This window comes from Pseudomonas sp. RW407, assembly GCF_003176655.1.
Classification (GTDB): domain Bacteria; phylum Pseudomonadota; class Gammaproteobacteria; order Pseudomonadales; family Pseudomonadaceae; genus Pseudomonas; species Pseudomonas delhiensis.
This window is the reverse complement of record NZ_QGSL01000088.1, coordinates 1-22,925: the sequence shown is the minus strand read 5'-3', so window position 1 is coordinate 22,925 and position 22,925 is coordinate 1. Positions and strand designations below refer to the sequence as shown.

16 protein-coding genes are annotated in these 22,925 nt (G+C 66.5%); 1 reads left to right on the top strand and 15 read right to left on the bottom strand.

What is annotated here, in order from left to right:
• Window positions 1–68: 68 nt before the first annotated feature.
• From DK254_RS06645 to DK254_RS06590, 12 genes are all read right to left on the bottom strand, one after another.
• Window positions 69–1,490, bottom strand: a complete 1,422-nt coding sequence (locus DK254_RS06645) for an IS1182 family transposase (RefSeq protein WP_109933936.1) — start codon at window positions 1,488–1,490, stop codon at window positions 69–71.
• Window positions 1,491–1,776: 286 nt separating this feature from the next.
• Complete coding sequence (hemE, locus tag DK254_RS06640) at window positions 1,777–2,841, bottom strand: uroporphyrinogen decarboxylase (protein WP_109933148.1); 1,065 nt, start codon at window positions 2,839–2,841, stop codon at window positions 1,777–1,779.
• 200 nt (window positions 2,842–3,041) lie between these two features.
• Window positions 3,042–4,460 (bottom strand): FAD-dependent oxidoreductase, encoded by a 1,419-nt coding sequence (locus DK254_RS06635; RefSeq protein ID WP_109933147.1) that lies wholly within the window; start codon window positions 4,458–4,460, stop codon window positions 3,042–3,044.
• A gap of 110 nt (window positions 4,461–4,570) precedes the next feature.
• Window positions 4,571–9,016 (bottom strand): glutamate synthase large subunit, encoded by a 4,446-nt coding sequence (gltB, locus tag DK254_RS06630; protein WP_109933146.1) that lies wholly within the window; start codon window positions 9,014–9,016, stop codon window positions 4,571–4,573.
• A 220-nt stretch (window positions 9,017–9,236) separates the two neighbouring features.
• Entirely contained in the window at window positions 9,237–10,922 is a 1,686-nt protein-coding gene (locus tag DK254_RS06625; protein WP_109933145.1) for an AAA family ATPase, read from the bottom strand.
• Between the two features lie 6 nt (window positions 10,923–10,928).
• Window positions 10,929–12,035 carry a 3-dehydroquinate synthase gene (gene aroB / locus DK254_RS06620; RefSeq protein WP_109933144.1) on the bottom strand — a complete coding sequence of 369 codons (1,107 nt, stop codon included), beginning with the start codon at window positions 12,033–12,035 and terminating at the stop codon, window positions 10,929–10,931.
• A gap of 51 nt (window positions 12,036–12,086) precedes the next feature.
• Window positions 12,087–12,605 carry a shikimate kinase AroK gene (gene aroK / locus DK254_RS06615; RefSeq protein ID WP_089390050.1) on the bottom strand — a complete coding sequence of 173 codons (519 nt, stop codon included), beginning with the start codon at window positions 12,603–12,605 and terminating at the stop codon, window positions 12,087–12,089.
• 8 nt (window positions 12,606–12,613) lie between these two features.
• Complete coding sequence (gene pilQ, locus DK254_RS06610; protein WP_109933143.1) at window positions 12,614–14,701, bottom strand: type IV pilus secretin PilQ; 2,088 nt, start codon at window positions 14,699–14,701, stop codon at window positions 12,614–12,616.
• A 56-nt stretch (window positions 14,702–14,757) separates the two neighbouring features.
• Entirely contained in the window at window positions 14,758–15,282 is a 525-nt protein-coding gene (gene pilP / locus DK254_RS06605; RefSeq protein WP_089389909.1) for a type 4a pilus biogenesis lipoprotein PilP, read from the bottom strand.
• Window positions 15,279–15,935 carry a type 4a pilus biogenesis protein PilO gene (pilO, locus tag DK254_RS06600; protein WP_109933142.1) on the bottom strand — a complete coding sequence of 219 codons (657 nt, stop codon included), beginning with the start codon at window positions 15,933–15,935 and terminating at the stop codon, window positions 15,279–15,281. Before pilO ends, pilP begins: the two co-directional genes overlap by 4 nt.
• A complete protein-coding gene (gene pilN / locus DK254_RS06595) occupies window positions 15,932–16,531 on the bottom strand; it encodes a type 4a pilus biogenesis protein PilN (protein WP_109933141.1) in 600 nt (199 codons plus the stop codon). The genes pilO and pilN overlap by 4 nt, the downstream gene beginning before the upstream one ends.
• Entirely contained in the window at window positions 16,531–17,595 is a 1,065-nt protein-coding gene (locus DK254_RS06590; protein ID WP_109933140.1) for a pilus assembly protein PilM, read from the bottom strand. Before DK254_RS06590 ends, pilN begins: the two co-directional genes overlap by 1 nt.
• Before the next feature lie 185 nt (window positions 17,596–17,780).
• Here DK254_RS06590 and DK254_RS06585 point away from each other — a divergent pair, with 185 nt between their 5' ends.
• On the top strand, window positions 17,781–20,213 hold the full coding sequence (locus DK254_RS06585; protein WP_109933139.1) for a penicillin-binding protein 1A: 2,433 nt from the start codon (window positions 17,781–17,783) through the stop codon (window positions 20,211–20,213).
• An 884-nt stretch (window positions 20,214–21,097) separates the two neighbouring features.
• Here the strand turns inward: DK254_RS06585 and DK254_RS06580 are convergent.
• Genes DK254_RS06580 through DK254_RS06570 form a run of 3 tightly spaced genes read right to left on the bottom strand, consistent with a single transcriptional unit; the run spans window position 21,098 to window position 22,886 of the window.
• Window positions 21,098–21,589: a M48 family metallopeptidase gene (locus DK254_RS06580; RefSeq protein ID WP_089389905.1), complete on the bottom strand. Its 492-nt coding sequence runs from the start codon at window positions 21,587–21,589 to the stop codon at window positions 21,098–21,100.
• 60 nt (window positions 21,590–21,649) lie between these two features.
• On the bottom strand, window positions 21,650–22,420 hold the full coding sequence (locus DK254_RS06575) for a class I SAM-dependent methyltransferase (protein WP_109933138.1): 771 nt from the start codon (window positions 22,418–22,420) through the stop codon (window positions 21,650–21,652).
• A gap of 43 nt (window positions 22,421–22,463) precedes the next feature.
• Entirely contained in the window at window positions 22,464–22,886 is a 423-nt protein-coding gene (locus DK254_RS06570; RefSeq protein WP_109933137.1) for a hypothetical protein, read from the bottom strand.
• Window positions 22,887–22,925 lie beyond the last annotated feature (39 nt).

The window sequence follows — 22,925 nt, the reverse complement described above, 5'->3', positions numbered from 1 at the left end:
AAACACGCTGAGAGCAAGGCCAAGCCAACGCCCCGACTGGTTCGGGGCGTTGGCTTTTCTGGGGAACATCAGGCCATCAATTCGATCAAGCGACGAGCACCGAGTACCTGGATCGCACGCTTGAGGTTGTAGGCCTGCACGGCCAGGGCCATTTCCGTGCTGGCGCCCCCTAACTGCCGTAGCAGGAAGCGGCCGTTGCCAAATATCCACTGCTTCAGGTTGCCGAAGGGGTGTTCAACGATGGATCGGCGCTTGGCCATCATGTCCGGTCGGGCCTTCAGGCGTTGCTGCATACGCTCGAAAGCCGATTCATGGGCGTGACGGGTGAGATGACGGCGCTTGCTGTTCGTACAGCGCGACTGCAAAGGGCAAGCGCAGCAATCGCCGCTGATCGCGTAAATCCTCTCCATGCCGCGTACCTGCTTGAGGAGGAGCCACTGGCCCGCCGGGCACTGATAGCGGTCGTGCTCCGCGTCGTAGGTAAAGATGCTGCGATCGAACAGCTCCATGCCCTTGCCGTGGTTGTTGATACCACGGTTCAGCGGCACATACGCGGTGATGCCCGCCTCTTCGCAAGCATGGAACTGCTCGCCATTGGAGTAACCGGCGTCTGCCGTGACCGTCAGCTGTGCCTGCGCCAGCACCGCTTGGCTGGCTTCGGCCATCGGCTGCAGTTGGCGAGTGTCATTGCCGTCCCGGGTCACCTCGTGGTGCAGCACTAGGCAATGCTTGTCATCGACGGCGCTTTGCACGTTGTAGGCGACCCGCGCCCCCTGCTGGGTTCGCATCAACTGGGCATCGGACTCGCCGATCACGAATTGCTCCAGCCCCTGGGCCTGCATCAGGACCTGGCAGGTCAGGTTGTCAGCATGCCGAGCCTGCAACTGTTCGAGGGCGGTCTTGACGGCCCCCCGGTCGATCCCTTCGCCGGCTTCGGCGCGGTCGGCTTCATCCAGATCGCTCAGATAACGAGCGATCTCGGCCTCCAGTCTGGCTTGCTGACGCTTGAGCCGCGCCAGGCTCAAGTGCTTGCGTCGTGAAGCCACCGCCTGAAACTTGCTGCCATCGATAGCCACCAACTGACCACCGATCAGCCCGACCTGACGGCAGAACTGCACAAAGGCACGGCAGGTTGCCTGGAACGCCACACCGTTGTCTTTACGGAAATCGGCAATGGTCTTGAAGTCCGGTACCAGTTGGCCCAGCAACCACATCACTTCGACATTGCGCTGGCACTCGGCCTCCAGTCGGCGCGAGGAACGGATTCGATGGAAGTAGCCATACAGGTACAGCTTGAGCAAGTCGGCCGGATCATAGGCCGGACGTCCAACCTTGCTAGCTCGCGCCTTGCTGAAGCCCAGTCTGTGCAAATCCAGCCGCGCCACGTAGGCCTCGATCACGCGGACCAGATGTTCTTCGGGGACCAGTTCATCCAGACACACTGGAAACAAGCTGCCCTGATCACGCCCTTCACCGCGGATATAGCCCATAAACGACAATGCCCGTATCGATCGATACGGGCATTGTCTTGGGCTTGCACTCAGACTGCTAGGTTTTCACACAGTCTGCAATGGCGGGGCTTTTTCGTTGGCTGCATGTTTTGTAGGAGCGCGCCCTGCGCGCGAATCGCGGGCAGGGCCCGCTTCTACAGATTGGCAGCGAATTCCCGCCCGGCCCGTAGGGCGCATAACGCCTACGGCGTTATCCGCCGCCATCCCCGGGCGCCGATGCTCCGGCCGGCGGCGGATAACCGCGAACGGTTATTCGCCCTACGCGTCAGTGATACTGCGCCGACAGTTCGTGCACTGCCTCGAAGAAGGCGCCGGCATGGGCCGGGTCGACTTCCGGGGTGATGCCGTGGCCGAGGTTGAACACGTGGCCGCTGCCCTGGCCGTAGGCGCCGAGGATGCGCGCCACTTCGCGGCGGATGGCTTCCGGGTTGGCGTAGAGCACCGACGGGTCCATGTTGCCCTGCAGTGCCACCTTGTCGCCGACACGGGCGCGGGCACTGCCGATGTCGCAGGTCCAGTCCAGGCCCAGGGCCTCGGCGCCGACCTCAGCCATGGACTCCAGCCACAGGCCGCCGCCCTTGGTGAAGAGGATCACCGGCACCTGGCGGCCGTCGTGCTCGCGGACCAAGCCGTCGACGATCTTCTTCATGTAGGCCAGGGAGAACTCCTGGTAGGCCGCCGACGACAGGCTGCCGCCCCAGGAGTCGAAGATCTGCACGGCCTGGGCGCCGGCGCGGATCTGCCCGTTGAGGTAGCTGGTCACCGACTGCGCCAGCTTGTCGAGCAGCGCGTGCATGGCCTGCGGGTTGTCGTAGAGCATCGCCTTGGACTTGCGGAAGTCCTTGCTGGAGCCGCCCTCGACCATGTAGGTGGCCAGGGTCCAGGGGCTGCCGGAGAAACCGATCAGCGGCACCCGGCCGTTCAGCTCGCGGCGGATGGTGCGCACTGCGTCCATAACGTAGCCCAGGTCCTTCTCCGGGTCGGGGATAGGCAGCGCCTCGATGTCCGCCAGGCTGGAGACCACCTTCCTGAAGCGCGGACCTTCGCCGGTCTCGAAGTACAGGCCCTGGCCCATGGCGTCGGGGATGGTGAGGATGTCGGAGAAGAGGATCGCCGCGTCCAGCTGCGGGTAGCGGTCCAGCGGCTGCAGGGTCACCTCGCAGGCCAGCTGCGGGTTCATGCACAGGCTCATGAAGTCCCCGGCCTTGGCGCGGGTGGCGCGGTATTCCGGGAGATAGCGGCCGGCCTGGCGCATCATCCACACGGGGGTGACGTCGACGGGCTGCTTGAGCAGGGCACGGAGGAAGCGATCGTTCTTCAGGGCAGTCATGGCGGCATCCGGCAAAAAAGTGCGGGCATTTTCGCAAAGCCCAAAGCAAAAGGCACGGAGGGGGCCGTGCCTTTTGTCCATCGCGGCATTCTGCCGCAGCGCCATGTGCCTTTGCTTTTCGTAGGAGCGAGCTTGCTCGCGAACCCTGGCCCCGCTGCGGGGTTTGTTCGCGAGCAAGCTCGCTCCTACAAAAGCAGGTGTCAGACGCCGAGGTAATCGAGGATACCTTCGGCCGCAGTGCGCCCTTCGAAGATCGCCGTCACCACCAGGTCGGAACCGCGGACCATGTCGCCGCCGGCGAAGATCTTCGGGTTGCTGGTCTGGTGCTTGAACTGCGCGGCGGCCGGGGCGATGACGCGGCCCTGGTTGTCGATCTCGACCTGGTGCTCGTCGAACCAGGGAGCCGGGCTCGGGCGGAAGCCGAAGGCGATCAGCACGGCTTCGGCCGGGATGATCTCCTCGGAGCCCGGGATCGGCTCGGGGCTGCGGCGGCCGCGGGCGTCCGGCTCGCCCAGACGGGTCTCGACCACCTTCACGCCTTCCACCTTGTCCTCGCCGACGATGGCGATGGGCTGGCGGTTGAAGAGGAACTTCACGCCCTCTTCCTTGGCGTTCTTCACTTCCTTGCGCGAGCCGGGCATGTTCGCCTCGTCGCGGCGGTAGGCGCAGGTCACGGCCTTGGCGCCCTGGCGGATCGAGGTGCGGTTGCAGTCCATCGCGGTGTCGCCACCACCCAGGACCACCACGCGCTTGCCCTTCATGTCGACGAAGTCCTCGGGGGACTTCTCGAAGCCCAGGTTGCGGTTCACGTTGGCGATCAGGAAGTCCAGCGCGTCGTGCACGCCGGGCAGGTCCTCGCCGGGGAAGCCGCCTTTCATGTAGGTGTAGGTACCCATGCCCATGAACACCGCGTCGAACTCGTCGAGCAGTTGCTGCATGGTCACGTCCTTGCCGATCTCGGTGTTCAGGCGGAACTCGATGCCCATGCCGGTGAAGACTTCACGACGGCGGCTGAGCACGGTCTTTTCCAGCTTGAACTCGGGGATGCCGAAGGTCAGCAGGCCGCCGATCTCCGGGTTCTTGTCGAACACCACCGGGGTCACGCCGTTGCGCACCAGCACGTCGGCGCAGCCCAGGCCGGCCGGGCCCGCGCCGATCACCGCGACGCGCTTGCCGGTGGGCTTGACCTTGGACATGTCCGGGCGCCAGCCCATGGCGAAGGCGGTGTCGGTGATGTACTTCTCCACCGAACCGATGGTCACCGCGCCGAAGCCGTCGTTGAGGGTGCAGGCACCCTCGCAGAGGCGGTCCTGCGGGCACACCCGGCCGCAGACTTCCGGCAGGGTGTTGGTCTGGTGCGACAGCTCGGCGGCGGCCAGGATGTTGCCTTCGGAAACCAGCTTCAGCCAGTTGGGGATGAAGTTGTGTACCGGGCACTTCCATTCGCAGTACGGGTTGCCGCAGCCCAGGCAGCGGTGCGCCTGGTCGGCCGCCTGCTGCGGCTTGAACAGGTCGTAGATTTCCACGAACTCGCGCTTGCGCTGGCGCAGCAGTTTCTTCTTCGGATCCTTGCGCCCGACTTCGATGAACTGGAAGTCATTGTTGAGACGTTCAGACATTTCAAGACCTCATTTACAGCGGCCGCAGGCTTCAGGCTGCGGGCCGCAGGCAAACTACACGGTAAGGGCCAGGCCGGCCTGCAGCCTGTGGCCTGGCGCCTATAGCGGCTTCACTGCGGGTTGGCACGGGTGCTGGTCAGCAGGGAACCGAGGCTGGCGGCCTTCGGTTTCACCAGCCAGAACCGACGCAGGTAGTCGTCGAGGTTCTCCAGCAGGTTCGCACCCCACTCGCTCGCCGTTTCCTCGACATATTCCACCAGGACCTTGCGCAGGTGACTGCGCTGGGCCTCCATCGACTCGCCGCTGATCCGCTGGATTTCCACCAGCTCATGGTTCACGCGGTCGACGAAGGTGTTGTCCATGTCCAGGACATAGGCGAAGCCCCCGGTCATGCCGGAGCCGAAGTTGTAGCCGGTCTTGCCCAGTACGCAGACGAAACCGCCGGTCATGTATTCGCAGCAGTGGTCGCCGGTGCCTTCCACCACGGCGTGGGCGCCGGAGTTGCGCACGCCGAAACGCTCGCCCGCGGTGCCGGCGGCGAACAGCTTGCCGCCGGTGGCGCCGTACAGGCAGGTGTTGCCGAGGATGGCCGACTCCTGGGTCTTGAACGGGCTGCCCTTGGGCGGGGTGACCACCAGCTTGCCGCCGGTCATGCCCTTGCCCACGTAGTCGTTGGCGTCGCCTTCCAGGTACAGGTGCAGGCCGCCGGCGTTCCACACGCCGAAGCTCTGCCCCGCGGTGCCCTTGAAGCGGAAGGTGATCGGCGCCTTGGCCATGCCCTGGTTGCCGTGCACACGGGCGATCTCGCCGGACACGCGCGCGCCGATGGAACGGTCGCAGTTGCAGATGTCCAGCGCGTACTCGCCGCCCTTGGCGCCCTCGATGGCGCCACGGGCCAGCTCGACCATCTTCTCGGCCAGCAGGCCCTGGTCGAACGGCGGGTTCTTCTCCACTTCGCAGAACTGCGGCTTCTCGGCCGGGATCAGGTCGCTGCCCAGCAGCGGCGTGAGGTCGAGGTTGCCCTGCTTGGCGGTTTCGCCGGGCAGGATTTCCAGCAGGTCGGTACGCCCGATCAGCTCGGCGAGGCTGCGCACGCCCAGCCTGGCCAGCCACTCGCGGGTCTCGCTGGCGATGAAGGTGAAGAAGTTCGTCACCATCTCGACGGTGCCGATGAAGTGGTCCTTGCGCAGCTTGTCGTTCTGGGTGGCCACGCCGGTGGCGCAGTTGTTCAGGTGGCAGATGCGCAGGTACTTGCAGCCCAGGGCGATCATCGGCGCGGTGCCGAAGCCGAAGCTCTCGGCGCCGAGGATGGCCGCCTTGATCACGTCCAGGCCGGTCTTCAGGCCGCCGTCGGTCTGCACGCGGACCTTGCCGCGCAGGTCGTTGCCGCGCAGGGTCTGGTGCGCCTCGGCCAGGCCCAGTTCCCACGGGCTGCCGGCGTACTTGATGGAGGTGATGGGCGAGGCGCCGGTACCACCGTCGTAGCCGGAGATGGTGATCAGGTCGGCATAGGCCTTGGCCACGCCGGCGGCGATGGTGCCCACGCCCGGCTCGGAGACCAGCTTCACCGACACCAGCGCCTGCGGGTTGACCTGCTTGAGGTCGAAGATCAGTTGCGCCAGGTCCTCGATGGAGTAGATGTCGTGGTGCGGCGGCGGAGAGATCAGGGTCACGCCGGGCACCGCATAGCGCAGGCGGGCGATCAGGCCGTTGACCTTGCCGCCGGGCAGCTGGCCGCCCTCGCCGGGCTTGGCGCCCTGGGCCACCTTGATCTGCAGGACCTCGGCGTTGACCAGGTATTCCGGGGTCACGCCGAAGCGGCCGGTGGCCACCTGCTTGATCTTCGAGCTCTTCAGCGTGCCGTAGCGCGCCGGGTCCTCGCCGCCCTCACCGGAGTTGGAACGCCCGCCAAGGCGGTTCATCGCCTCGGCCAGGGCCTCGTGGGCCTCCGGCGACAGCGCGCCGAGGGAGATGCCGGCGGCGTCGAAGCGCTTGAAGATCGACTCCAGCGGCTCGATCTCGTCGAGGCTCAGCGGCTGCTCGACGGGCTTCACCTGCAGCAGGTCGCGGAGCATCGACACCGGGCGCTTGTCCACCAGCGCGGTGTATTCCTTGAACTTCTCGTAGTCGCCCTGTTGCACGGCGGCCTGCAGGGTGTTGACCACGTCCGGGTTGTAGGCGTGGTACTCGCCGCCGTAGACGAACTTCAGCAGGCCGCCCTGCTGGATCGCCTTGCGGTTGTTCCAGGCCTCGCCGGCCAGCAGTTTCTGCTCGTTCTCGATGTCGAGGAAGCGCGCGCCCTGGATGCGGCTGGGCACGCCCGGGAAGCACAGGCCGGTGACCTCGTCGGACAGGCCGATCGCCTCGAACAGCTGGGCGCCGCGGTACGAAGCCACGGTGGAGATGCCCATCTTCGAGAGGATCTTCATCAGGCCCTTGGAGATGCCCTTGCGGTAGTACTTGAACACCTCGTAGAGGTCGCCCAGCACTTCACCGGTGCGGATCAGGTCGGCCAGCACCTCGTAGGCGAGGAACGGGTAGACCGCGGAGGCGCCGAAGCCCACCAGCACCGCGAAGTGATGCGGGTCACGGGCGGTGGCGGTCTCCACCAGGATGTTGGAGTCGCAGCGCAGGCCGGTCTGCACCAGGCGATGGTGCACGGCGCCGACGGCCAGGGCCGCGTGCACCGGCAGCTTGCCGGGGGCGATGTGGCGGTCGGACAGCACCAGCAGCACCTTGCCGGCGCGCACGGCTTCCTCGGCCTGGTCGGCGATGTTGCGCACGGCCGCTTCCAGGCCGACGGACTCGTCGTAGTTCAGGTCGATGTGGTGACGGTCGAAGCCCGGGCGCTCCAGGTTCATCAGGCTGCGCCACTTCGCCGGGGAGATCACCGGGGTGGTCAGGATGGCCTGGTTGGCGTGGTGCGGCGACTCTTCGAAGATGTTCTGCTCGACGCCCAGGCAGGTCTCCAGGGACATCACGATCGCCTCGCGCAGCGGGTCGATCGGCGGGTTGGTCACCTGGGCGAAGACCTGGCGGAAGTAGTCGTAGGGCGAGCGGATGCGCTTGGACAGCACCGCCATCGGGGTGTCGTCGCCCATCGAGCCGACCGCTTCCTGGCCCTGCTCGGCCAGCGGGCGCAGCACCTGGTCACGCTCCTCGAAGGTGACCTGGAACATCTTCATGTACTGCTTGAGCTGGTCGCTGTCGTAGCTGGCCACGCCCTGGTCGTCCTCCAGGGTCGCCTGGATGCGCAGCGCGCTCTGGCGCAGCCACTGCTTGTAGGGGTGGCGCGACTTCAGGCGGTTGTCGATGTCCTCGGTCTGCAGCAGCTGGCCGGTCTCGGTGTCCACCGCGAGGATCTGCCCCGGGCCGACGCGACCCTTGGCCAGGACGTCCTCGGCCTTGTAGTCCCAGACGCCGATTTCCGAGGCCAGGGTGATGTAGCCGTTGCGGGTGGTGACCCAGCGCGCCGGGCGCAGGCCGTTGCGGTCGAGCAGGCAGACGGCGTAGCGGCCGTCGGTCAGCACCACGCCGGCGGGGCCGTCCCACGGCTCCATGTGCAGCGAGTTGAATTCATAGAACGCGCGCAGGTCGGCGTCCATGGTCTCGACGTTCTGCCAGGCCGGCGGAATGATCATGCGCAGGCCGCGGAACATGTCCATGCCGCCGGTGACCATCAGCTCGAGCATGTTGTCCATGCTGGAGGAGTCCGAACCCACGCGATTGACCAGCGGGCCCAGCTCGTCGAGGTTCGGCATGAACTCGTTGGTGAACTTGCTGCGCCGGGCCTGGGCCCAGTTGCGGTTGCCGGTGATGGTGTTGATCTCGCCGTTGTGCGCCAGCAGGCGGAACGGCTGGGCCAGCGGCCACTTCGGCAGGGTGTTGGTGGAGAAGCGCTGGTGGAAGACGCAGATGGCGGTCTTCAGGCGCTCGTCCGAGAGGTCCGGATAGAAGGCGGCGAGGTCCGCCGGCATCATCAGGCCCTTATAGATGATGGTCTTGTGCGAGAAGCTGCAGACGTAGTGGTCGGCATCCGCGGCGTTGGCCACCGAGGAACGGCGGCGGGCGCAGAACAGCTTCACGGCGAAGTCCTGGTCGGACAGGCCTTCGCCGCCGACGAACACCTGCTCGATCTGCGGCAGGCGCTCCAGGGCCAGGCGGCCGAGCACGCTGGTGTCGATCGGCACCTTGCGCCAGCCGACCAGTTGCAGGCCTTCGGCCTCGATCTCGCGGTTCATGTTCGCGCGAGCGGCCTCGGCCTTCACCGGGTCCTGGTTGAAGAAGACCATGCCCACCGCATACTGGGCGGGCAGGTCGGTCGCGAATTCGGCCTTGGCCACCGCACGCAGGAACTCGTCGGGCTTCTGGATCAGCAGCCCGCAGCCGTCCCCGGTCTTCCCGTCCGCGTTGATCCCACCTCGGTGGGTCATGCAGGTCAGTGCTTCGATGGCGGTTTGCAGAAGTTCATGGCTTGGCTCGCCCTGCATATGGGCGATCAGGCCGAATCCGCAGTTATCCTTGAACGTCTCAGGATGGTACAGACCTGCTTTCATAGGGAACTCTCACCGGCAAAACTTTTTTAATTCAGCGACTTCGCCTGTCTTCTCGCTCAAGCGGCAAGTTTCCGACAGGCAAAGGGAGGCCATTGTACATAGGTAAAAGGCGCGTCACAAATTTTTGGCGAGGGGCTGAAACTGAATGTCGCATTCCTGAAAGAAAAAACCCGCCAGTCGTGCTTGTGACTGGCGGGTTTTCATTTTTGCGACAGTGCCGTCAGTGGGCGCCGGCGATTTCCTGCTGGATGCTGGCGAAGGTGCGCGGCCAGGGTTTGCCGCCCTGGGCCTTGGCCGACAGGCTCTTCACCGCGGCCTGGGCGGCGGCGCGGCTGGGGAAGCTGCCGTAGGTCACCACGTAGAACGGCTTGCCCTGCAGGGTCTTGCGGAAGTAGCGGTACTCGCCGCCACCCTGCTTGCTGATGTAGGCCTTGGCGCTGGCCTCGGAGCCGGTGCCCAGCACCTGCACAGCATAATTCCCCGCGGGCTGCGAGCGATACCACTGGCTGCCGGCACCACCGGCGGCGGCGCTGGCCTTGGCCGGGGCGGCGGCGGGCTTGCTCGGCGCCGCCTTGGCCACGGCCTTGGGCTCGGCCGGCTTGGCCGCGGGCTTGGCGACCGGCTTGACCGGCTCGGCCTTGGCCACCGGCTTGCTGGCCGGCGCCGGCACGGGAGCCGGCGCCGAAACCACCGGCTGCGCCGAAGCGCTCGCCACGCTCGGCGCCGGCGGCACCGGGTTCAGCGGCTGCGCCGCGCTCTTGCCGGCCAGCGGCGCGAGCGGCGGTGCGGAGGTGGTCACGGTCGGCGGCACGCCTGGCGCGGGCATGGCGCCCTCGTCGGCATCTTCCTGGCCACCGGCCTGGGCCATGGGCTCGCGGATCACCGGCTGGGCCTCGCCCACCAGCGGCAGCGGCACCGGCTGGTTGGAGCCGGCGAATTCCACCGAGGGGCCGGAACCCGAGGCCGGCGCCTGGGCGGCGCCCGGTTGCGCGGCGGAGCCCATCGGCAGTTGCGCGGAAGCCTGGGTGGCGGCGCTATCCGGCTTGCTGGTGCGGCCCTGCATGAACCAGGCGGCGACCACGCCGATGGCGACCACGCCGAGGATCAGCAGATGCTTCTTCGGCAGGCGCAGGCCGGCGCCGGGGGCAGCCTTGCGGGCACCGCCACGGTCGGCCAGCATCGCCTCGATCAGGGCATCGCGGGCCACCTGGTTGATCGAGCCCGGCCAGCCGCCGGATTGCTCGTGGATGTCGGCCAGCAGGTCGTCGGAAATCAGCTCCGCGCCCTGGCCGGCGCCTTCCAGGCGCTGCGCCAGGTATTCGCGGGTCTCTTCCTCGCTGTAGGGCTGCAGCTCGATGGCGTGGAAGCGTTCCTCGCCCTCGGACAGCGCCTCCAGCCGCGACAGCAGCTCGGGCTCGCCGAACAGGAACACGTGCAGGCGCGCCTCGCTGTTGCCGGCGGCCAGCAACAGCAGCACTTCGAGGGCGCCGTCGCGCAATTGCTCGGCATCGTCCACCAGCAGGTAGACGTCCTGCCCGGTGATCGCCAGCTGGGCGACCTTGGCCAGGATGGCCTCGATGCTCACCTGAGTGATGCCCAGGCCCTGGGCCAGCTGGCGCATCAGGGTGGCCTCGTCGGCCGCCGAGCGGCCGGAGATCACCACGCTGGACACCGCGTCCTTGTTGGTGCTGGCCACCAGGGCCTGGCGCAGCAGGGTCTTGCCGCTGCCCAGGGGGCCGGTCACCGCCAGCAGCAGGTGGCTGTAGCGCGCCAGGTGGTGCAGTTGGCCCAGCACCGGCTTGCGCTGTGCCGGGAAGAACTTGAAGCCAGGAACCCGCGGAGCGAAGGGGTCGTGGCTGAACTGGTAGTGGGCCAGGAAGGCCTCATCGGCATGCAAGCTGGACATGGGACCTCAATGTTCTCCTAACTGATCGACCAGGGCCTGGTAATCAGTACGCAGGGTTTCTTCCAGAATCTCACGAGGGAAGTCCGCAGTGACCACCGCATCCCCCAGCCCTTTCAGCAATACGAGGCGCAGACGGCCGTCGAGCACCTTCTTGTCCACCGCCATGTGCTCGAGGAAGTCCCCGGCGCTCATTTCCTTCGGCGGCACTACCGGCAGTTTCGCCCGCTGCAGCAGGCGCACGCCACGATCGCGCTCGGCGGCGGTCAGCCAGCCCAACAGATGCGACATCTGCAGTGCCATCACGGTTCCCGCGCCCACGGCTTCGCCGTGCAGCCAGACGCCATAGCCCATGTGGGTCTCGATGGCGTGGCCGAAGGTGTGGCCCAGGTTCAGGGTGGCGCGCACCCCGGACTCCCGTTCGTCGGCGCCCACCACGCGTGCCTTGGCCGCGCAGGAACGCTCGATGGCTTCGGCCAGGGCGGCGGAGTCGAGCGCCAGCAGCGCATCGACGTTGTCTTCCAGCCAGGCGAGGAAGGGCTCGTCGCAGATCAGGCCGTACTTGATGACTTCCGCCAGGCCGGCGGACAGCTCGCGGGCCGGCAGCGTACGCAGCGAGGCGGCATCGATGACCACCGCCTGCGGCTGGTAGAAGGCGCCGATCATGTTCTTGCCCAGCGGGTGGTTGATGCCGGTCTTGCCGCCCACCGAGGAGTCCACCTGGGACAACAGGGTGGTCGGCACCTGGATGAAGTCGACGCCGCGCTGGTAGCAGGCGGCGGCGAAGCCGGTCATGTCGCCGACCACGCCGCCGCCGAGGGCGATCAGGGTGGTCTTGCGGTCATGCCGCGCCTGCAGCAGGGCATCGAAGATCAACTGCAGGGTTTCCCACTGCTTGTAGGCCTCGCCATCGGGCAGGACCACGGCGATCTGCGCGTAGTCGGCCAGCGTCTTCTGCAGGCGCGCCAGGTACAGCGGGGCGATGGTCTCGTTGGTGACGATGGCGACCTGCCGCCCACGGATGTAGGGCGCGAAATGGCGCGGGTCGTCCAGCAGCCCTTCGCCGATGTGGATCGGGTAGCTGCGGTCGCCGAGATCGACAGTGAGTGTGCGCATGAAGCCCCCAGACAGGAAAGGGCACTAGGATAACGCAGAACCGGGCGCCCTTTAATGGCGCTCCAGCCTGCGCAGGCGATCGAGTATCTCCAGCACCACCAGGCGCGGCGGCCGCTCGTCGGTTTCCACCACCACGTCGGCGACTTCCCGGTAGAGCGGATCGCGCAGGGCCATGAGGTCGCGCAGGATCTGCCCCGGGTTGGGCTTCTGCAGCAGCGGCCGGTTCTTGTCGCGGGCGGTGCGGGCGATCTGCTGGTCGACCGAGGCGTGCAGGTAGACCACCTTGCCGCCGGCCTTCAGCGCGGCGCGGTTGGCCTCGCGCAGCACGGCGCCGCCGCCGGTGGCGATCACCACGCCATCGCCGTCGCAGAGCTCGGCGAGCATGGCGGTTTCCCGCTCACGGAAGCCGGCCTCCCCCTCGACGTCGAAGATCCAGGGGATGTTGGCTCCGCAGCGCTGTTCGATCTCCTTGTCGGAGTCCTTGAAGTCGAGGTGCAGCTCTTTGGCAAGAAGACGCCCGATGGTGCTCTTTCCAGCACCCATCGGGCCTACCAGAATCAAATTGGGCACGGCATTGATCAACGATCGATGGCAATGGCCTGATTATTCATGATCCGGGGAGTGAGGAAAACCAGAAGCTCGTTCTTGGTGTCCTGCACGTAGTCGTTCTTGAACAGGCGGCCGACGACCGGTACGTCGCCGAGGAACGGTACCTTGGAGGTGGTCTTGGTCTGGGTGTTGGAGAACACCCCGCCGATGACGATGGTTTCACCGTCGTTGACCAGCACCTTGGCGTTGACCTCGTTCTTCTTGATCGGCGGTACGCCGAGCAGCGCGTTCTGGTAGTCGGGCTCGTCCTTGTTCACCTTGACCTGCATGATGATGCGGTTGTCCGGGGTGATCTGCGGGGTGACCTCCAGGGACAGCGCGGCCTCCTTGAACGACACCGAGGTGGCGCCGCTGGAGCTGGCTTCCTGGTAGGGAATCTCCGAGCCCTTGAGGATCTTCGCGGTTTCCTTGTCCGAGGTGACCACCTTGGGCTGCGACACCACTTCGCCGTTGCCGGTCTTCTCCATGGCGTTGAGCTGCAGGTCCAGGGTGGTGTTGTCGGTGACGAAGCCGATGCCGATGCCGGAGGTCGGCGTCGCGGTGGTCACGCCCAGGTCGACGAAGGTGTTGGTCGCGCTGTTGGTGCCGCCGCTGATGTTGAAGTTGCCGCGGTTGTTCAGCGAACCGCCCCACTGCACCCCCAGCTCCTTGGTGTAGTCGACGCTGGCCTCGACGATGCGCGCCTCGATCATCACCTGGCGTACCGGGATGTCCAGCTGCGAGACGATGCGGCGCAGCTCGTCCAGGCGGTCCTGGGTCTGGTAGGCGATGATCGCGTTGGTGCGGTCGTCGACGGTGATGGAGCCACGGTTGTCGCTACCGGCGGCAGGCTGGGCGCCCGGACCGGAGCTGGTGCCGGTGACGGACTGGAACAGCTTGGCGATGTCGGAGGCCTTGGCGTAGTTCACCTGGATCAGCTCACGGCGCAGGGGCGCAAGTTCAGCGATCTGCTTCTGCGCTTCCAGCTCCTGGCGCTCGCGCGCGGCGATCTCGTCGGCCGGCGCCACCAGCAGCACGTTGCCGACCTTGCGCTTGTCCAGGCCCTTGGTCTTGAGCACCAGGTCCAGCGCCTGGTCCCAGGGCACGTTCTGCAGGCGCAGGGTGATGTTGCCCTGCACGGTGTCCGAGGCCACCAGGTTGAGGTCGGTGAAGTCGGCGATCAGCTGCAGCACCGAGCGCACGTCGATGTCCTGGAAGTTCAGCGACAGCTTCTCGCCGGTGTAGGCGAAGCTGTCCTTCTTGCGCTTCTCGGCATCGCCGGCGGTCATCGGCTTGATGCTGACGGTCATGCGGTTGTCGGTCTGGAACACCAGGTAGTCGTACAGGCCGCTGGGCTCGATGACGATGCTGGCCTTGTCGCCGGCCGCCGAGGCGTTGACGAACTGCACCGGGGTGGCGAAGTCCTTCACGTCCAGGCGTACGCGCAGGCTGTCGGGCAGCTGGGTGCGCGGGAAGTCCAGGCGGATCTTGCCGCCCTGCTCCTGGATGTCGGGGCTGACGCTCGGGTCGGACAGGTCGATGACCACGTTGCCCTCGCCCTGCTCGCCGCGCTGGAAGTCGATGTTGCGGATCGCCTTGCCCATCGGCACGTAGGGCTTGGGCTGCACCGGGCGGGGCGCCGCGGCATAGGCCGGGGCCGCGGCTGGCGCGGAGCTGGCCGCCGCGACCGGCGCACCGCCGCCCTGGCCGACCAGGATGATCAGGTTGTTGCCCTGGGTACGGGTGGAGTACGGCACCAGGCTGGTCAGGTTGATGATCAGGCGGGTGCGGTCCTTGGCCTCGACCACGGTCAGGCTGCGCGCGTTGCCCACGCCCAGCTCGCGGTTCTTGCTGCCCAGCTTGTTCTGCACGCCCGGCAGGTCCAGCGCGATGCGCGCCGGCTGCTCGATGGTGTAGCCACGCGGCGCGGTCACCGGCTCGTCGAAGCCCAGCTTGAGCTCCACGCGATCCCCCGGCAGCGACGCCACGTCGACGCTCTGCAGGTTGGCGGCGAGCAGGCTCGGCGCGAAAAGGCCGGCCAACAGGGCGAGGCCCAGGCGGGTCATAGTTCTGTTCATCGTCGTCTGTATCCGTCGTGCAGACAGCAGTTTGTTATCCATGGTCATCCCCGCCCTTAGGAGCGCTCCTTGAGAGTCAGGCTGCGCGGACGTTCGAGCCAGCCACCCTCACCGTCAGGAACGATCTCGACTACATCGATCTTGCCTTCGCTGATGGAAACGATCTTTCCATCGTTGCGCCCCAGGTAATCGCCGACCTTGACCCGGTGCACCCCTCCTGCACCGCGGACCAGGGCGAACGTACCCTCCTGATTGGACAGCGTGCCCACCATCTCGAAGGTCTCGATGTTGAAACCCTCGAGGAACTGCTTGACCCGCGTTTCGTCGGGCTTGACCACCTTGGAGCCCTTCTGCTTGATCGCCAGGTCGATCTTCACCGGCGGCTGGAACGGGCTGCGCAGGGACGAGGCGTTGTAGGTGAAGGCCTCGTAGGGCTGGAACTTGGGCAGGGGCTCGATGGCGCCCTTGGGCCGTGCCCGGACCTCGTCCATGTACGCCTGCAGGTCGGCGAAATCGCCGCCCGCGCCGCAGCCGTTCAGGCTGAGCAGCAACAGACCACAGAGCATCAGGCGCTTGTTCATTTCTTCGCCCCCGCCTTGTTGGCCGCCGGCTTGGCCTGCACGCCCTTGTCGTTGTAGCGGTAGGTCTTGGCCACGATGGTCATGCGCAGCTTGGTGGTACTGTCCGCACTCACGGGTTTGATCTCGAAGTCGTGCAGGGTGACGATCCGCGGCAGGCTGGCCACGCCGCTGACGAAGGTCGCCAGGTCGTGGTAGCCGCCGACCACGCTGATCTGTATCGGCAGCTCGATGTAGAACTGCTGGGTGACTTCCGGCAGCAGCTTGATCTCTTCGAACTCCAGGCCGCTACCCAGGCCGGTACGGGTGATGTCCTCGAGCAGCCCGGGCACCTCGGTGTCGCTGGGCAGCTGGCGCAGCAGGGCGCCGAAGGACTCTTCCATCTCCTTCATCTGGTTCTTGTAGGCTTCCAGGTTGGCCGCCTGGAAGGCCTTGGTGCCGAACTGCTGCTTGAGCGTCTCTTCCTCGGCCCGGCGCTGGTCCAGCTCGCCTTGCAGGTCCTTGAGGTGGAACTGGTAGCCGAGCACCAGCACCAGCACCATCAGCAGCGCGCCGGCGATCACCTTGACCGCGGCGGGCCAGGAACCGACGTTGTTGAAGTCCAGCTCGTTGATGTCGATCTTGCGCAGGCTTTGCAGGGAATCGGCCAGACTCATTTCTTGGCTCCTTGCGCGACTGTCTTCTTCTCCTGCTCCTTGACCTTCTCGCCGGGCTGCGTCTGCTGCACGGTGAGCTGGAAGGTGTTGGCCTGGTCGACGGCGCCCTGGGTGATCGCCTTGACCTCGGTGAGGTTGGGCGAGGTCAGCCAGTCGGAGGCGTCCAGGTTGCGCATCAGGTTGGACACGCGATTGTTGGACTCGGCGGCGCCGGCGATGGCGATGGTGTGGCCGTTCATCTTCAGGCCGGTGTAGTACACGCCATCGGGCAGGGTCCGCACCAACTGGTCGAAGACGCGCCCGATGATCGGCCGGTTGCCCTGCAGGTCCTGGATGATCTTCATCCGTTCCAGCAGTTGCTGGCGGCGCGTCTTCAGCTCGCTGATCTCCTTGATGCGGGCATCCAGCACGGCGATTTCCTTGCGCAGGAAGTCGTTGCGCGCACTCTGGTTCTCGATCGCCGAGCTGAAGTACTGGTCACCGAGGAAGACCAGGCCGCCGGACACCAGCAGCACGCCGCCCAGGGCGATCAGGAAGCGCTGCTTGCGCTCCTCGCGCAGCTGCTCCCGCCATGGCAGTAGGTTGATGCGCGCCATCAGTCGAAACTCCTCATCGCCAGACCGCAGGCAATCATCAGCGCCGGCGCGTCACTGGCCAGCGCCCCGGCATTCACCTTGCCGCTCAGTACCATGTCGGCGAAGGGGTTGGCCACCAGCGTCGGGGTGCCGATCTTCTGCTGGATGAGCCGGTCCAGGTCGGGAATCGAGGCCGTGCCGCCGGCGAGCAGGATGTAGTCGACGTCGTTGAACTGGCCCGCGGCGAAGAAGAACTGCAGGGAGCGCGAGACCTGCTGCACCACCGCATCCTTGAACGGTTGCAGCACTTCGCTGTCGTAGTCATCCGGAAGACCGCCCTGCTTCTTGGCCAGGCCGGCTTCCTCCACCGACAGGCCGTAGCGGCGCTGGATCTCCTCGGTGAGCTGGCGGCCACCGAACAGCTGCTCGCGGGTATAGATGGTGCGGCCGTGGTGCAGGACGCTGAGGGTGGTCATGGTGGCGCCGATGTCGACCACCGCGACGGTCAGCTCGTCGGCGTTGCCGCCCAGCTGGTCGCCGAGCAGGCCGAAGGCGCGCTCCAGCGCATAGGCCTCGACGTCCACCACCTTGGCGGTGAGCCCGGCCAAGGCCAGCGCGGCCTCGCGCACCTCGACGTTCTCCTTGCGGCAGGCCGCCAGCAGCACGTCGACGCGTTCGGCATTGCGCGCGGAGACGCCCTGGACCTCGAAGTCGATGGCGACCTCCTCCAGGGGGTAGGGAATGTACTGGTCGGCCTCGATCTTGAGCTGGTTCTCCAGCTCGTCCTCGGAAAGCCCGCCGTCCATCTCGATGGTCTTGGTGATGACCGCCGAGCCGGCGACCGCCACGGCAGCCGTCTTCACGCCGGTGCGCGCCTTGGCGACCACCCGCGACAGCGCCTGGCCGACCCCCTCCAGTTCGGCGATGTTTTTCTCGACCACCGAGTTCGGCGGAAGCGGCTCGACGGCGTAGGCCTCTACCTTGTAGCGCCCGCCCGAACGGCTCAACTCGAGGAGTTTGACCGAAGTCGAACTGATGTCGATCCCCAGCAGTGTGTTCGCTTTCTTAGTGAAGAGCCCTAGCACGACTGATTTCCTATCAGCATCCGAGACTTACGGACGATTTATGTTTTTTGACATTAGATACCAGACTTGACACCCGCGCAAATAGCTCGCCGGCAAAAAAACTGCTTATAATGTGATCAGCTTTTCCCTTTTCGCCGCGCCTTTCGCTTAACTCTCTCTTTTCCCTGGAAATCCAAGACCTGCCAATGCGCCTGCTGAAGTTTCTATGGTGGACTTGCGTCACCCTTTTTTGTGGAGTGCTGCTCGGTTTAAGTGGCGCCTACCTGTACCTGAGCCCCAGCCTGCCTTCGGTCGACGCCCTGCGCAACGTGCAGCTGCAGATTCCGCTGCGGGTTTACAGCAGTGATAACAAATTGATAGCAGAGTTCGGCGAGATGCGCCGCACGCCTATCCGTTTCGCTGACATCCCCCCGGATTTCATTCACGCCCTTCTGTCGGCAGAGGACGACAATTTCGCCAACCATTATGGCGTGGACGTGAAGAGCCTGATGCGCGCTGCCGCGCAATTATTGTCGACCGGTCACATCCAGACCGGCGGTAGCACCATCACCATGCAGGTGGCGAAGAACTACTTCCTCACCAACGAGCGCAGCTTCTCGCGCAAGATCACCGAAATCCTCCTGGCCCTGCAGATCGAGCGCGAGCTGACCAAGGACGAGATCCTCGAGCTGTACGTCAACAAGATCTACCTCGGCAACCGCGCCTACGGCATCGAGGCCGCCGCCCAGGTGTACTACGGCAAGTCGATCAAGGAGTTGAGCCTGGCGCAGATGGCGATGATCGCCGGCCTGCCCAAGGCGCCTTCGCGCTACAACCCGCTGGCCAACGCCAGCCGCAGCCTCGAGCGGCGCAACTGGATCCTCGAGCGGATGAACAAGCTCGGCTTCATCGACCAGGCCCGCTACCAGGAGGCCGTCGCCGAGCCGGTGGGCGCCTCCTACCACGTGGCGAGCCCGGAGCTGGCGGCCCCCTACATCGCCGAGATGGCCCGCGCCGAGATGGTCGGCCGCTACGGCGGCAACGCCTATACCGAGGGCTACCGGGTCTACACCACGGTGCACAGCGACCTGCAGCAATACGCCAACGACGCCCTGCGCGAAGGCCTGCAGGAATACGACCAGCGCCACGGCTACCGCGGCCCCGAGGCACGCCTGCCGGGCAAGTCGCTGGACGCCTGGCGCCTGGCCGTGGCCCAGCAGCGCCCGATCGGCGGCCTGGAGCCGGCCATCGTCACCCGCGTGGAGAAGAGCGGCGTGATGGTCGTCACCCGCGACGGCAAGGACGACACCATCAGCTGGGACAACATGAAGTGGGCCCGCCCCTTCCTCAGCAGCAACAGCATGGGCCCGGCGCCGCGCCAGCCCGGCGACGTGCTGCAGCCCGGCGACGTGATCCGCGTGCAGCGCAAGGACGACGGCGCCCTGCGCCTGACCCAGGTGCCGGCGGCGCAGAGCGCGCTGGTATCGCTGAACCCGGACAACGGCGCCATCATGGCCCTGGTCGGCGGCTTCTCCTTCGAGCAGAGCAGCTACAACCGCGCCGTCCAGGCCAAGCGCCAGCCCGGCTCCAGCTTCAAGCCGTTCATCTACAGCTGTGCGCTGGACAATGGCTTCACCGCCGCCAGCCTGGTCAACGATGCGCCCATCGTGTTCGTCGACGAGTACCTGGACAAGGTCTGGCGGCCGAAGAACGACACCAACACCTTCCTCGGCCCCATCCCCCTGCGCGAGGCACTGTACAAGTCGCGCAACATGGTCTCGATCCGCACCCTGCAGGCCCTGGGCGTGGCGCGCGCGCGCCAGTACATCAGCCGCTTCGGCTTCGACGCCCAGGAACTGCCGCCGAACCTGTCCATGGCGCTGGGCACCGCGACCCTGACGCCCCTGGAGATCGCCGGCGCCTGGAGCACCTTCGCCAACGGCGGCTACAAGATCAGCCCCTACGTGGTGGAGCGCATCGAAAGCCGCGACGGCCAGGTGCTGTACCAGGCCAACCCGCCCAGCGTGCCGGTGGAGGACAACCCGCAGGTCGCCGACAAGGAAGCCGCGCAGCCCGTCGCCGCGCCAGCGCAGGACGACGACCCGGCCCATGCGAAAACCACCCTCGAACCGGCCCCGGCCGAGCGCATCATCGACGCCCGCACCGCCTACATCATGACCAGCATGCTGCAGGACGTGATCAAGCGCGGCACCGGCCGCCGCGCCCTGGCGCTCAAGCGCGACGACCTGGCCGGCAAGACCGGCACCACCAACGACTCCAAGGACGCCTGGTTCTCCGGCTTCAACGCCGACTACATGACCACCGTATGGGTCGGCTTCGACCAGCCGGAAAGCCTCGGCCGCCGCGAGTTCGGCGGCAACGTGGCGCTGCCGATCTGGATGCGCTACATGGGCGCGGCGCTCAAGGACAAGCCCTCGCACACGCTGCCCGAGCCCTCCGGCCTGGTCAGCCTGCGCATCGACCCGCTCAGCGGCCGCGCCGCGCCGCCGGGCACGCCGGGCGCCTACTTCGAGCTGTTCAAGAGCGAAGACACCCCGCCGCCCATGAGCGAACTGGGCAGCGGTGCGCCGGGCACGCCGCTGCCGGCCGACGAAGGCGCGCCGATGGACCTGTTCTGATCGCGCACGCTGGCTTTGCGGGAACGCCGTTCTCCTGAAGAGGGGAACGGCGTTTTTTGTGGGCTGACGTTCGGCGGGCGCTGCCCGCGAATCGCGCGCAGGGCGCGCTCCTACATCGGAATGGCGCGGGTGGGGCGGCGTAGGAGCGGATCTCATCCGCGAAACGCGCCGGAACCTCCGGCTATCGCGGACAAAGTCCGCTCCTACAGGGGAATGGTGAGGTGGGGTGGCGTAGGAGCGGATCTCATCCGCGAACCGCGCCGATACATCCGGCTATCGCGGACAAGGTCCGCTCCTACAGGAGGAATATCATGCCTCCCGGCAGCCTGTAGGAGCGGGCCCTGCCCGCGATTCGCGCGCAGGGCGCGCTCCTACATCGGAATGGCGCGGGTGGGACGGCGTAGGAGCGGATCTTATCCGCGAACCGCGCCGATACATCCGGCTATCGCGGACAAGGTCCGCTCCTACAGGAGGAATATCATGCCTCCCGCTAGCCTGTAGGAGCGGGCCCTGCCCGCGATTCGCGCGCAGGGCGCGCTCCTACAGGGAATGGTGCGGGTGGGGCGGCGTAGGAGCGGATCTCATCCGCGAAACGCGCCGGAACCCTCGGCTATCGCGGACAAGGTCCGCTCCTACAGTTCCAGGAAGCACCGGTGTAGGAGCGGACTCCGTCCGCGATTGGATTCACCGGCCACGCCGGCCGCCCCGGTGGCTCGGAAACGTTTTTTGCCCCGAATGGGAAAAAATTCCGAAAAGACTGATGGCAATGTGCCAAGCGTTTTGATTACTCTCCGGGTGCGGCGGGGGAAGGCTCCTGTGCGGTCGACCCCCATCCGATCGCCGGGAGCTTCCCGCGGCATCCTGGCGCGCCAGGCGCCGGGGCCTCAGCCCAGTTCGCGCCAGGTCAGGTAGACGCGCAGGTCGAATTCCAGCTGGTGGTAGCCCGGCAGCATGTATTCGCAGAGCTGGTAGAAGGCCTTGTTGTGGTCGCGCTCGCGCAGGTGCGCCAGCTCGTGCACCAGGATCATCTTCAGGAACTCCGGCGCCGCGTCCTTGAACAGCGAGGCCACGCGGATCTCCTTCTTCGCCTTCAGCTTGCCGCCCTGCACCCGCGAGATCGCGGTGTTCAGCCCCAGGGCGCGCTGCACCACGTCCAGCTTGCTGTCGTAGAGCACCTTGTCCACCGCCGGCGCGTTGCGCATGTGCTCCTGCTTGAGCTGCATGGCGTAGGCGTACAGCGCCTTGTCGCTCTGCACCTCGTGGCGAGCGGGATAGCGGCGCTGCAGGTACTCGCCCAGGCGGTCCTCGGCGATCAGCTGGCGGACCTGGTCCTGCAGCTGTTGCGGGTAGGCCTGGAGGTAGCGGAGCGGTTGCATGGAGGTCGGGTCGTGGTGACGGGCGCGCAGTCTAGCCGATCCGCGCGCCCCTTCGCAGTCTCAGTCCAGCACCACCGCCGAATAGGCTTCGGTACGGTAGGGGAAGGCTACCTCGGCCTGGTCCTTGAGCGCCGGGTGGCTGGCGATCAGCTCGCGCAGGCGCTGCTCGACCCGCGCCTTCTGCTCCGCCGGCAGCGCGGCGATGAAGCTGATCGACAGGGTCCGCGCCACTATCACCTGCTCCGGCGGGCCGACGTGGCGGTAGCTGAACTCGCGCAGCTGCAGCGGGCCGAAGGGCGCGCCGGCGAAGGCGCGGCGCCATTCGCCGGTGTGGAAGCGCGGGGTGCTGCCCTCGTAGGGCGCGACTATGTGGGCCAGTTCGGCGACCCAGTCCACCCGCTCGTCGCGCACGTTCCACACCAGGCCCAGGTGGCCGCGCGGGCGCAGCACGCGATGGATCTCGCGCAGCGCCTCGGGCTTGGCGAACCAGTGGAAGGCCTGGGCGCAGAGCACCGCGTCCAGGCTGGCGTCGGCCAGCGGCATGCCCTGGGCGGTGCCTTCCAGCACGCGCACGTCGGGCAGCTCCTGGTGCAGGCGCTCGCGCATGGCCGCCATCGGCTCGATGGCGGTCACTTCGGCGCCGGTGCGCAGCAGCAGGCGGGTGAACTTGCCGGTGCCGGCCCCCAGGTCGGCCACCTTGCTGGCGGCATGGATGCCGAGGCTGCCGTCGAGCCAGCCGAGCAGTTCGTCGGGGTATTCGGGGCGCCCGTGGGCGTAGGTCTCGGCCTCCTGGCCGAAGCCCTGCTGGGCGCTGGCGTGAACGCTGTCCATGGAACGGCTCTCCTGTAGGGGATCGCCCTCCGGTATAGCACACTCAGCGCAGCCGGCAGGCCTGGCCTTCGAGGTAGTCGCGGTAGCAGGCGAGCAGCCTGGCCTCGCTGATCCGGCAGCGCTTCTGCCGGCACTGGCTGTGGAACTCGAAGCGCCCGCCATCGGGCTCGGCGAGCTGGATGCGCAGCGCCGGCCAGCCCCGGTTCGGCACCTTCTCCGGAGTGCTCAGCAGGCGCCCTTCGCTGACCACCAGCGGCGCGCCGGCCGCGGCGTAGTCGAAGACGAACAGCAGCGAGCGCGAGGTCTTCAGCGTGCACTCGGTATGGCTCAGGCAGTTCTGCGCATCCATCGGCAAATCGAGCGTGGGCGCTCGCGGCGCGGGGGCTTCGGCGGGCGCAGGCGGGCCGGGCGGCTGCGCAGCGCAACCGGCGAGCAGGAGCATCAGCAGGGGAACGAGCCAACGCATGGCGGCCTCCGGGGGCGTGGATACGAAAGAGCCCCGCCG

Bases quoted from the DNA above. Each gene is read 5' to 3' on its own strand.
- DK254_RS06585 (WP_109933139.1), top strand. From the start codon at position 17,781: ATGCGCCTGCTGAAGTTTCTATGGTGGACTTGCGTCACCCTTTTTTGT.
- DK254_RS06580 (WP_089389905.1), bottom strand. From the start codon at position 21,589: ATGCAACCGCTCCGCTACCTCCAGGCCTACCCGCAACAGCTGCAGGAC.
- gltB (WP_109933146.1), bottom strand. From the start codon at position 9,016: ATGAAAGCAGGTCTGTACCATCCTGAGACGTTCAAGGATAACTGCGGA.
- DK254_RS06635 (WP_109933147.1), bottom strand. From the start codon at position 4,460: ATGTCTGAACGTCTCAACAATGACTTCCAGTTCATCGAAGTCGGGCGC.
- DK254_RS06625 (WP_109933145.1), bottom strand. From the start codon at position 10,922: ATGTCCAGCTTGCATGCCGATGAGGCCTTCCTGGCCCACTACCAGTTC.
- DK254_RS06575 (WP_109933138.1), bottom strand. From the start codon at position 22,420: ATGGACAGCGTTCACGCCAGCGCCCAGCAGGGCTTCGGCCAGGAGGCC.
- hemE (WP_109933148.1), bottom strand. From the start codon at position 2,841: ATGACTGCCCTGAAGAACGATCGCTTCCTCCGTGCCCTGCTCAAGCAG.
- pilO (WP_109933142.1), bottom strand. From the start codon at position 15,935: ATGAGTCTGGCCGATTCCCTGCAAAGCCTGCGCAAGATCGACATCAAC.
- DK254_RS06570 (WP_109933137.1), bottom strand. From the start codon at position 22,886: ATGCGTTGGCTCGTTCCCCTGCTGATGCTCCTGCTCGCCGGTTGCGCT.
- pilN (WP_109933141.1), bottom strand. From the start codon at position 16,531: ATGGCGCGCATCAACCTACTGCCATGGCGGGAGCAGCTGCGCGAGGAG.
- pilQ (WP_109933143.1), bottom strand. From the start codon at position 14,701: ATGAACAGAACTATGACCCGCCTGGGCCTCGCCCTGTTGGCCGGCCTT.
- aroB (WP_109933144.1), bottom strand. From the start codon at position 12,035: ATGCGCACACTCACTGTCGATCTCGGCGACCGCAGCTACCCGATCCAC.
- DK254_RS06645 (WP_109933936.1), bottom strand. From the start codon at position 1,490: ATGGGCTATATCCGCGGTGAAGGGCGTGATCAGGGCAGCTTGTTTCCA.
- pilP (WP_089389909.1), bottom strand. From the start codon at position 15,282: ATGAACAAGCGCCTGATGCTCTGTGGTCTGTTGCTGCTCAGCCTGAAC.